Origin of the sequence: Azospirillum ramasamyi (genome assembly GCF_003233655.1) — a bacterium.
Classification (GTDB): domain Bacteria; phylum Pseudomonadota; class Alphaproteobacteria; order Azospirillales; family Azospirillaceae; genus Azospirillum; species Azospirillum ramasamyi.
The window spans coordinates 184,570-195,000 of sequence record NZ_CP029829.1 but is presented as its reverse complement, the minus strand read 5'-3'; the positions used below and the strand labels follow the sequence as shown (position 1 = coordinate 195,000).

Annotated in this window: 9 protein-coding genes and 1 riboswitch (1 of these 10 only partly in view); of the genes, 6 read left to right on the top strand and 3 right to left on the bottom strand. The window is 70.5% G+C overall.

What is annotated here, in order from left to right; all coding sequences use genetic code 11:
• Nucleotides 1–536 carry the 5' portion of a response regulator gene (locus DM194_RS00860; RefSeq protein ID WP_111065514.1) on the bottom strand. It extends 178 nt beyond the left edge of the window, so 536 of the gene's 714 nt are visible here — the first part of the coding sequence; its start codon is at nt 534–536; its stop codon lies beyond the left edge, outside the window.
• Between the two features lie 245 nt (nt 537–781).
• Between DM194_RS00860 and DM194_RS00855 the strand changes: the two genes are divergently transcribed.
• Both DM194_RS00855 and DM194_RS00850 read left to right on the top strand, forming a co-directional pair.
• Nucleotides 782–967: a hypothetical protein gene (locus DM194_RS00855; RefSeq protein WP_111065513.1), complete on the top strand. Its 186-nt coding sequence runs from the start codon at nt 782–784 to the stop codon at nt 965–967.
• 389 nt (nt 968–1,356) lie between these two features.
• Nucleotides 1,357–3,549 (top strand): hypothetical protein, encoded by a 2,193-nt coding sequence (locus DM194_RS00850; RefSeq protein ID WP_111065512.1) that lies wholly within the window; start codon nt 1,357–1,359, stop codon nt 3,547–3,549.
• A gap of 87 nt (nt 3,550–3,636) precedes the next feature.
• Here DM194_RS00850 and DM194_RS28915 read toward each other — a convergent pair whose 3' ends face one another.
• On the bottom strand, nt 3,637–5,691 hold the full coding sequence (locus DM194_RS28915) for a methyl-accepting chemotaxis protein (protein WP_162629943.1): 2,055 nt from the start codon (nt 5,689–5,691) through the stop codon (nt 3,637–3,639).
• 224 nt (nt 5,692–5,915) lie between these two features.
• A riboswitch (TPP riboswitch) is annotated at nt 5,916–6,015 on the top strand.
• Here DM194_RS28915 and thiO point away from each other — a divergent pair.
• From thiO to DM194_RS00825, 4 genes are all read left to right on the top strand, one after another.
• A complete protein-coding gene (thiO, locus tag DM194_RS00840; RefSeq protein ID WP_111067640.1) occupies nt 6,007–7,188 on the top strand; it encodes a glycine oxidase ThiO in 1,182 nt (393 codons plus the stop codon). It overlaps the preceding riboswitch by 9 nt.
• A complete protein-coding gene (gene thiS / locus DM194_RS00835; protein WP_111065510.1) occupies nt 7,185–7,394 on the top strand; it encodes a sulfur carrier protein ThiS in 210 nt (69 codons plus the stop codon). The genes thiO and thiS overlap by 4 nt, the downstream gene beginning before the upstream one ends.
• 179 nt (nt 7,395–7,573) lie before the next feature.
• Complete coding sequence (gene thiG / locus DM194_RS00830) at nt 7,574–8,380, top strand: thiazole synthase (RefSeq protein ID WP_111065509.1); 807 nt, start codon at nt 7,574–7,576, stop codon at nt 8,378–8,380.
• 107 nt (nt 8,381–8,487) lie between these two features.
• Nucleotides 8,488–8,931, top strand: a complete 444-nt coding sequence (locus tag DM194_RS00825; RefSeq protein WP_111065508.1) for a PaaI family thioesterase — start codon at nt 8,488–8,490, stop codon at nt 8,929–8,931.
• A gap of 48 nt (nt 8,932–8,979) precedes the next feature.
• Here DM194_RS00825 and mgtE read toward each other — a convergent pair whose 3' ends face one another.
• Nucleotides 8,980–10,416 carry a magnesium transporter gene (gene mgtE, locus DM194_RS00820; protein ID WP_111065507.1) on the bottom strand — a complete coding sequence of 479 codons (1,437 nt, stop codon included), beginning with the start codon at nt 10,414–10,416 and terminating at the stop codon, nt 8,980–8,982.
• Nucleotides 10,417–10,431: the final 15 nt, after the last annotated feature.

Genomic DNA, 10,431 nt, shown 5'->3' with positions numbered 1-10,431 from the left:
GTCAGCACCCGTTGCGGCCGTTTCACGAATGCGGCGAGCAGGCCGAACTCCGCCTTGGTCAGCTCCACCTCGCGCCCCTCCTGCCCGCGCAGGCGCTGGGCGGTGAGGTCGAGCTCCCAGTTGGCGAACTGCACGACGGCACGCAGTTCGTCCGGGTTGCGCAGCGGACGCACGTCGTTGGAAACGCGGCGCAGCACCGCCTTGATGCGGGCCAGCAGTTCGCGCGGGTTGAAGGGCTTGGTCAGGTAGTCGTCGGCGCCCAGCTCCAGCCCGACGATGCGGTCGACATCCTGGTCCTTGGACGACAGGATGATGACGGGAATCTGCGAATCGGTGCGGATCTGACGGACGAGTCCCAGTCCGTCGCCGTCGGGCAGGCGCAGGTCGCAGACCACGAGGTCGACGGGTTCGCCGTCCAGGGCCTGCTTGGCCGAAGCGGTGTCGTGCGCCGTGGTGACACGGTAGCCTTCCCCCGCCAGATATGAGGCCAAAAGCTCTCGAATCGGCTCATCGTCGTCGACCGCGAGAATGTGCATGCCTGTTACCTCCCCAAACCTTCTTATCTCACGCGCGAGCGCCACGCAATGCGTTACAACCCGGTAACGGCTACCGCCGCCTTGCCTTTCGCATGAGTTGGTTGAAATCGCGTTCTGCACCGACGACACAAAACCACCCTTTCACGGACATTAACCAGAAACACGGTGCGGTTTAAATGCCGACCATCGAACAGGGGACGGTCGCCGGGGGGCGCCGGACCGATCCGTGATGGGGAAGCTCAGCCATGCCGAACGTCGATCATTGCCTGGAGCGTCTAACCCTGCTCGACCGCGCCGATCGTCTGCTGAACGAGGTGCGGGTCTATGGACAGCACGGGTCGATCCGCGAAACGCTGGCGCAGCACCGGCTGCTGCTGGGCGAGGCGAGGCGCCATCTGGACTCGGCGCGGTCGGTCGGCCGGTCCGGCTGACCTGCGGCGAAAGACCGCGGCCATGCCCGGCTGCAACGCCCCGGCGCCACCCCGGCGCGCCCCGTCGCCGGCCCTGGCCCCGGCCGCCAGGACGGCTCGGCGCCTGCCCGCCGACTGCAACCGCCGTCCGGCGCATGAGCGTTGCGCCCACCACTCCGTTCACCATCCAGCCCACCAGACGCCCTGCGGACCGGCCGCCCTGCCCCGCCCGCTCCCGGCGGCTCCCGCACCGCTGTGGCCCATGATGATGGAGCGCTGGCTGGCGGCCGCGCCCTGACGGCATCCCGGCCTCCCGGCACTTGGCCGCCGGGCTGCGAGGCTCTCCCTAATCCCGCCCGATTTCGCCCCTATGCCGATGATCGGTAGCCACAGTAACGGAGAGTCCCATCATGATCCGCGCCATCCTTCTCGCCTCCACCGCCCTGCTGATGGCGGCACCGGGCGCCCTGGCGGCGAACGGAACGGCCGACGCCTCAGGGAGCAATGGACCGGGAGGCGGGCAACTGGCGCTGACGCGGGTTCTGCTGTCCACCGGCGGCGTCGGTTACTTCGAATACGAAGCGACGGTGACCGGCGATGCCGACCTGTCGCTGGAGGTGCGGCGCGACCAGGTCGACGACGTGCTGAAAAGCATCGTGGTCTATGACGACAAGGGCGGCGTCGGCACCATCGGCCTGCCCGGGGCGGAGCCGCTGGACACCGCATTCCGCGAACTGCCCTTCTCACCCGGCGACCTAACCTCCCCCGCCGCGCTGCTGAGCGCCATGCAGGGGGCGGAGGTCACGGCCGGCGGGTCGCGCCAGCTGACCGGCCGGCTGATGTCGGTGACGGAGGAGACGGTGCGGCTGCCCGGCAATGACGGCGCTACCGCCACCCGGCACCGGGTGACGCTGATGACCGCCGAAGGCTTGCGCCAGCTGGTGTTGGAGGAGGCCGACACGCTGCGCTTCACCGATCCGGCGGTGCAGGCCCAGATCGACAAGGCGCTGTCGGCGGTGGCGGAGAATGCCCGGCGCGAAAAGCGGCGGCTGACCGTGCGCAGCAACGCGCCCAGCGATCCCCAGGCGGCCGGCGAGCGCCGGGTCCGCGTCGGCTATGTCGCGGCGATGCCGCTGTGGAAGGCGACCTACCGGCTCAGCCTGGGCACGGGCGGCGCCGCCTCACAAAACGGACAGACGCAAAACGGACAGGCGCAGAATGGGCCGGCAACGGATGGAAAAGGCGCGCTGCAAGGCTGGGCGGTGCTGGAGAATCTCAGCGGCGAGGACTGGCGCGGCGTCGACCTGACGGTGGTGTCGGGCAACCCGGTCACCCTGCGCCAGGCGCTCTACACGCCTTATTTCGTCGAGCGGCCGGAAGTCCCGGTGGAGGTTCTCGGCCGGGTGCTGCCCAGCGCCGACGAGGGCACGGTGACCCTGGGCGATGCCCGTGCGGCGATGCGGCCGCAGGCGGAATCCTCGCGGGCCGCCCCGCCGCCAGCCGCCGCCATGGCCGCTCCCGCTCCGATGGCCGAACCGCTGGCGAAAACGGCGCCCTACGGCTCCGCCGCCGGAACGCCGGCCGTCGCAGCCGTCCGCAGCGCCGAGGCCGGCGCCGCCGAGGGCGCGCAGGTGCTGTTCCGCTATCCGCAGCCGGTCACCGTGCCGAATGGCGGAACCCTGATGATGCCGATCACCGCGCGTGCCATGCCGGTGGAGCGGGTGGCGCTTTACCAGCCCGCCAGCGACGGCCGCCACCCGCTGGCTTCGCTGCGGCTGCGCAACGACGGCGACACCGCGCTGCCGCCGGGGCTGCTGACCTTCTACGACCGCGCTTCGCAGAGCGGCGCCGGTGCCGCGGCCAGCGCCTATGTCGGCGACGCCCGCATGGCGACGCTGCCGGCGGGCGAGAGCCGGCTGCTGTCCTTCGCCGTCGATCAGGCGGTGACCATCGACCGCGAGGAGAAGCCGGAACGCCGGCTGTCCCGCGCCAGCATCGCCGACGGCGTGCTGACCCTCTCGGTGACCGACCGGCAGAGCACCACCTACACCGTCTCCGGCGCCCCCGACGGCGACCGCAACCTGATCATCGAGCACCCGCGCCGCCCCGGCTGGGAGCTTGCCGAACCGGCGGGCGCCAAGCCCGACGCGACCGCCACCGCCTACCGCCTGCCTCTGGCGGTGCCGGCCGGCAAGACGGTGACGCTGACCGCCACGCTGGAACGGCCGCGGCAGGAGCGGATCGTGCTGACCGACCTGACCGCCGACCAGATCGCCGCCCGCGCCGACGCGGCCGAACTGCCGGCGGAGGTGCGTCAGGCGCTGACCGCGCTGGCCGGCCTGCGCACCGCCGTCGCCGAGAAGGAGCGACGCATCGCCGAGCTGGAGCGCGACCGTGCGGAGCGCATCGCCGACCAGGACCGCCTGCGCGAGAACCTGAAGGCCCTGCCCGCCGGCAGCGACCTGCACAAGCGCACGCTGGCGAAGATGGCGGAGGCCGAGAACCGCCTCGACACGCTGGCCCGCGACCTGACGGCCGCACGCGGCGAAGCGGAAGCCGCCCGCCAGACCCTGCGCGAGCGGGTGAAGGCTCTGGCGATCTGAGGAGCCCGGCAATGCCTTAACCCCCTCTCCCCTCCGCGGGAGAGGGGCTGCCCGCCTTCCAGGTGCCGGACTTCCTTCGCGGACTCGTCAGCCGGCACGGTCGAGTTGCTTGAGGAAGCCGATGTAACGGTTGATGTCCTCCATCCGCCGGGCATGGTCGTTCAGATCGGACAGGCGGCCTTCGATGGCCGTCTGGGCCCCCTCCACCTCGTCGATGACGGCGTGGATGTCGGTCTGCAGGGCATGCGCGGCGGTGGCGGCCTCGTCCATGCGGGCGCTGGTGTCGTCCAGCTGGCCGCCGACCGAGCGGACGGAGGTCACCACCTGATCGATGGCGCGGCGGGTGTCGCCCAGCGTCTGCTTGGTGTCGTTGGCCAGCTTTCGCACCTCCGCCGCGACCACCGCGAAGCCCCGTCCCGCCTCACCGGCCCGCGCCGCCTCGATGGTGGCGTTCAGCGCCAGCAGGTTGGTCTGGCTGGCGATGCCGTCGATCACCGACAGAACCTTCTCGATGCTCTTCACCACGGTGGACAGCTGGCTGAACTCGCGGACCAGCTCCTCCTTCCGTTCGGCATGGCCGTCGAACAGGCCGGCATGGCGGTTCAGCGTCGCCTCGATGGCGGACATGGAGCCGCCGATGCGCGCGGCGTAGCTGGCGGTTTCCTGCACGCCGCTGTTCAGCGTGACCAGGGCGTCGAGGTAGCTGCGCATCCGCTCGATCACGCTGTTGCGGATACGGCTCAGCAACTCCATCCGGTTGTAGCGGGTGGCGATGAAATAGCTCTGGAACCGGGCGTAATGGACCGGGAAGCGGTCGACCATGTCGTCGGGAAAGGCGGTGCCGGGCGGGACCTCGAAGAACATCAGGGCCGACAGGGTCTCGTTGATGTTGATGCCCAGCAACTCGCCGAAGGTGGAGAAGCCGGCGGCCGTCAGCCCGTCGAAGGCATGCACCCGCGACAGCTGGTCCGGGTTGTTCAGGCGGCGCAGGATGCAGTCGTTCAGGATGGCGCCCACCGGCCGCGGTTTGCCGCGCAGATAGGCCCTGAGGTCGTCATCGGTCTGGCGGACGAAATCGGTGGCTTCCACCAGGCACAGCGAATCGCCGGGATTGACGTCGCAATAGAAGGCGACCTCCCCCTTCTCGAAATCGAAGCCGGAGATGGAGCGCACGAACAGCTCCCCCTCCATCTCGATGGCGAAGGTGTTCTTGGCGAGCCTGGCCGGAACCTCCTGCGGCTTGCAGCGCAGCGCCTGGGCCAGCGCGTCGATGAAGCTCACCACCTCGAAGCCGTCGCGGTCGATCACGCCACGCACTGTGCGGCGCATCGGGTCGGCGTCCACCACCGCGAAGCGGGTCTGGGTCGGGCGGAAGTTCTGCGACTTGAAGATGCCGTAACGGATGCCGGGCGCCATCTTCAGGAAGATGGTCAGCGCCGCGTTCTCCAGCACGCGCTGGCCGTCGAACAGGCGGGTGTTGCGGAAGTCCAGCGTGCCGCCGGCCGAACCGCCGATGAACAGGCAGGGGAAATGGCCGGAGCGGTAGACCGCCTCCATGAACCAGCTTTCGCTGGCCGACAGCCCGTCGATGAAGGTCAGCGCCACCGTGTCGTGGCTGTCGACCGCGAAGGGAACGCGGACGCGGTCCAGCTCGCCGCGGATCGCCTCCACCCGTGCCGGGACGTCGCGGGTCGGCCGGCCGCCGCGCAGATCCTCGCAATGCAGCGGGACCGCGTGGATGCTGATACCGGCGAGGAGGCGCGGGCTGAAGGACTGCAGGACCACGCTGTCCCAGCGGTCGGCGGCCTTGCGGTAGAGCGGCTGCCCTTGCCCCGCGCACAGCTCGCCCGCGGTGGAGACCAGCACCAGCTGCGTCGCCGCCGGCAGGGCGGAACGCACCGCGCGGGCGGTGGCGGCGAAATCGACATGAGGCGACACGAAGCCGACCACCAGCGCCGGGGCGCCGGCGGCGAAGCCCAGCCCCGCCAGTGCCTCCGCGCCGATCCGTGCCGCCGGCAGGCACAGGCTGCGGATCGGCGCCTCCGGTCCGGCTGCGGCCGTCGCGGCGGCGGCGTTGCCGGGTTCGGCAGCATTCGGGACGGCACCGGAGGCCGCAGACTCTGAGCGGAAGAAGGACAGCATGGCGGACGTTTCCTCGGTCGCTTGTCGTTTGATTCTGCAAACCGGCCGCGTTGATCGTTTCATCGATGCCGGGCCTGCGGACAATTTGCGGACAACTTAGCTTCGGATCGGTCACCGGCCTCATACGGGAGATTCCGTATCGGGCCGTGGCATCCGGTCGCACAACTTGATGGGGTGATCGCCGATTCCGCTTGTGGGACCAGCAAAACATTGGCATAAGGCAAGCCATAGGCCTGGGGTGCCGTGCGGTGGTCGCGCGGCTGAGAACACACCCATCGAACCTGTCTGGGTAATTCCAGCGAAGGGAGCCGCCGCATGCTTCATGCGCCCGATCCGTACCCGTTATCCGTTTCCGAAACCGGAAGCCGTCCTTCCGTCGCCGTCATCGGCGCCGGCTGCATCGGCCTTGCCATCGCCTGGAGGCTGGCGTCGGCCGGCTGCCGCGTCGATCTGTTCGAGCGCGGACAGGCGGGCCGCGGCGCCACCCATGCCGCCGGCGGCATGCTGGCCGCCTGCGTCGAGACCGAACCGGGCGAGGACGGGCTGCTGCCGCTGACCCGCGCCTCCCAGGCGCTGTGGCCGGATTTCGCCTGCGACCTGGAGGCGGCGAGCGGCATGTCGGTGGACCTGCGCACCGAAGGCACCATGGTCATCGCGCTCAACGCCGACGATGCCGCCAAAATCCGCTTCCTGCACGGCTTCCAGCGCGACCTCGGTCTGCCGGTGGAATGGCTGGGCGGGGCCGAGGTGCGGCGGCGCGAGCCCTTCCTGCAGCCCGGCGTGGCCGGCGCCCTGTTCTGCGCCGGCGACCATCAGGTCGACAACCGCAAGGTGGCGGCGGCCCTGCGCCGCGCCGCCGAGGCCGCCGGGGCCCGCCTGCATGAGCAGTGCGGCGAGGTGACCCTGGCGGTGGAGGGCGGACGCGCGGTTGGCGTGCGTGTTGCTGCAACTCTGCACCGGGCCGACCGGGTGGTTCTGGCCGCCGGGGCCTGGTCGGCCGGCGTGCCGGGACTGCCGCCCGCCGCGAAACCGCCGGTGCGGCCGATCAAGGGGCAGATGGTCTGCCTGCGCATGGACCAGCGGCTGCCGCTGCTGCGCCATGTGGTGTGGACGCCCGGCACCTACCTGATCCCCCGGCTGGATGGCCGGCTGCTGATCGGCGCCACGACGGAGGAGCGCGGCTTCGACGACCGGCTGACCGCCGGCGGCCAGTTCGCCCTGCTGGAAGGCGCCTGGCGCGCCCTGCCCGGCATCGCCGAACTGCCGATCGAGGAGACCTGGGTCGGATTCCGCCCCGGCAGCCGCGACGACGCGCCGATCCTGGGCGAGAGCGGCATCCCCGGCCTGATCCATGCGACCGGCCACCACCGCAACGGCATCCTGCTGACTCCGGTCACCGCCGACGGCATCGCCCGGCTGGTGCTGACCGGCGAGACCGACCCGCTGCTGCGCCCCTTCGCCGCCGACCGCTTCGTTGCGGCGGGAGCCGCCGCATGAGCGCCGTCCTCCGCGTCAACGGCCGCGAAGAGCCGCTGTCCGCCGCCTCGGTCGCCGAGCTTCTGGCCGCGCGCGGCATCGCCGAGGGGACGCTCGGCGTCGCCGTCGCCCTGAACGGTGCCGTGGTTCCCCGCCGCCGCTGGCCGGAAACCCCGCTCCAGCCCGGCGACAGCCTCGAAATCGTCCGCCCGATCCAGGGCGGCTGAACCTGTTTTCCCTCTCCCGCCCCGGAAGAGGGAAGGGGCCCATGCGGGGCATGGGAAGGATGAGGGGTGGCGCAAGGAGCCGTTCGGTTCTCGATCCTTGGTCTTCTCCTCACCCTCCCGCCTTCGGCGGGCTCCTCCCTCCCCCGGCGCGGGAGAGGGCCTTGGAAAAGGCTCCCACCATGTCCAAAACCATTCCCGATACCCTCACCATCGCGGGTCGCGGCTTCGGCTCGCGCCTGTTCCTCGGCACCGCCGGCTATCCGAACCAGCAGGTGATGCTCGACGCGCTGGAGGCCAGCGGCAGCGAACTGGTCACGCTGGCGATCCGGCGCATCAGCCTGGACGGCTATTCGGAAAGCCTCGTCGACGTGCTGGCCCGCGCCACCGCCAACCGCCCCGCCGGCCCGGTCGGGCTGCTGCCCAACACCGCCGGCTGCATGACCGCGAAGGAAGCCGTGCTGACCGCCCAGCTGTCGCGCGAGGCGCTGGATACCCCCTGGATCAAGCTGGAGGTCATCGGCGACCGCGAGCTGCTCTATCCCGACGTGGAGGAGTTGCTGCGCGCGACGGAGGAGCTGGTGAACGACGGCTTCGTCGTGCTGCCCTATTGCAACGACGATCCCGTCACCTGCCGCAAGCTGGCCGACCTGGGCGCGGCGGCGGTGATGCCGCTGGGCGCCTTCATCGGCTCCGGCATGGGCATCCGCAACCCGCACGCCATCGAGACGATCTGCGCCCGCAGCCCGGTGCCGGTGGTGCTGGACGCCGGCATCGGCACCGCGTCCGACGCGGCGCTGGCGATGGAGCTGGGCTGCGCCGCGGTGCTGCTGAACACCGCGGTGTCGAAGGCGCGCGATCCGGTGCGGATGGCGGCGGCGATGCGCGACGCGGTCAGCGCCGGGCGCGGCGCCCATCTGGCCGGCCGCATGCCGATGCGGGCCTATGCCGAACCCTCCAGCCCCCAGATGGGCCTGATCGGCGGCTGACGGCGAGGGGGGCGTGCCTCTTGCGGCTGTCCAATCGGCCGCTTGATCCGGCGCGGCGGCTGACGCAGGCTGTCGCGCATCGCCCCTAAAGCCGGAGAGCTACGACCGTGCCCGCCATTTTCGAACCCCGCACCCCCGACTGGAAGGCGCGCTGCCTCGCGTCCTTCGAACAGCAGCCGATCTGCAGGACGCTCGGCATCGAGATGGCGGCGATGGAGCCCGGCTTCTGCGAGATGCGGCTGCCCTTCCGCGCCGACCTGACGCAGCAGCACGGCTTCTTCCATGCCGGCATGGTCAGCACGCTGGCCGACAATGCCGGGGGCTATGCCGCGCTCACCCTGATGCCCGCCGGGGCGGAGGTGCTGGCGGTGGAATTCAAGATCAACCTGATGTCGCCGGCCAAGGGCGACGTCATGATCGCCCGCGCCCGCGTGGTGAAGCCGGGCCGCACCCTGGTCATCACCCAGGTCGAGGTGTCGATGCTGGACGGCGGGGTGGAGAAGGATTGCGCCCTGATGCAGCAGACCACCTTCTGCGTGATGCCGAAATGACGGCCTGACCGGCTCGAACGGGGCCTTCCGGCCGTTCCGGGGCGGCGCTCACAGCAGGAACGCCGACGCCAGCCCCAGGAAGGCCAGGAAGCCGATCACGTCGGTGATGGTGGTCAGGAACACCGCGCTGGACACCGCGGGATCGACGCCCAGCTTTTCCAGCCCCAGCGGGATCAGCGCGCCGCTGAGCCCCGCCACCACCAGATTGATGATCATGGCGAGCCCGATGACGATGCCGATCATCGGGCCGTACCAGACCAGCGCGATCACCCCCACCATCACGGCGAAGATGCCGCCGTTGATCAGCCCGACCAGCAGCTCCTTCCCCACCACCCGCATGGCGTTGGCGGAGGACAGCTCGTGCGTCGCCAGCGCGCGGACGACGACGGTCAGCGTCTGCGTCCCGGCATTGCCGCCCATCGAGGCGACGATGGGCATCAGCACCGCCAGCGCCACGATCTGCTCGATGGTGCCCTCGAACAGCGAGATGACGCCCGAGGCCAGGAAGGCGGTGACGAGGTTGACGGTCAGCCAGCCGACACGGCCGCGGGCGATGTCGGCGATGCCGCTGAACACGCCGGTGTCGCCCGACCCGCTCAGCTTGCGCAGGTCGTCCTCCGCCTCCTCGTCGATGATGCGGACCACGTCGTCGACGGTGATGACGCCGATCAGCCGGCCGACGGCATCCACCACCGGGGCGGAGACCAGCGCGTATTGGCGGAACAGGTTGGCGACCTCCGCCCGCTCCATGGTGGCGGGGATCGCGTCGACCTCGCCGGTGACCAGATCGGCGATGCGCACGGCCCGGCGCTGGCGCAGCAGGCGCGACAACGGCACCGCGCCCCGCACCCGATGCATCGGGTCGACGATGAAGATGTCGTAGAAATCCTCCGGCAGCGTGTCGGTCGCCGCCCGGACGAAGTCGATGGTCTCGCCCACCGTCCAGTATTCCGGCACCGCGACCAGCTCGCGCTGCATCATGCGGCCGGCGCTGTCCTCGGCGTAGGTCAGGTTCTCCTGCACCAGCGCGCGTTCGGCGTCGGGCAGGTTCGCCAGGATCTGCGCCCGCGTCACCGCGTCCAGATCCTCGATCAGCTCGACGGCGTCGTCGGTGTCGAGGTCGGCGACGGCGGCGGCCAGCTCCTGCGGCTCGAACCGCTCGATCAGCGATTCGCGCAGATCCGGGTTCAGGTTGGACAGCACCTCGCCGTCCAGCTCCGCCGGCAGCAGGTCGATCAGTTCGGCGCGCTCGGCCGGGTCGGCCTGCTCGATCAGGTCGGCGATGTCGGCGGCGTGCAGCCCCTCCAGCCGCGCCAGAACGGCGTCGCGTTCGCGGGCGCGCAGCAGGGCGACGATCTCTTCCACGAACTCCGGCTCGACGCCGTAGGGACGTTCGTCCTCCGCCTCATGGCCCATGGGACGATGGCCATGGGGATGGGCGGCGCTGTCCGGCCGCAGGTCCGGGGTATGGGGATCGGTGTGCATGCCGGCACACTCCCT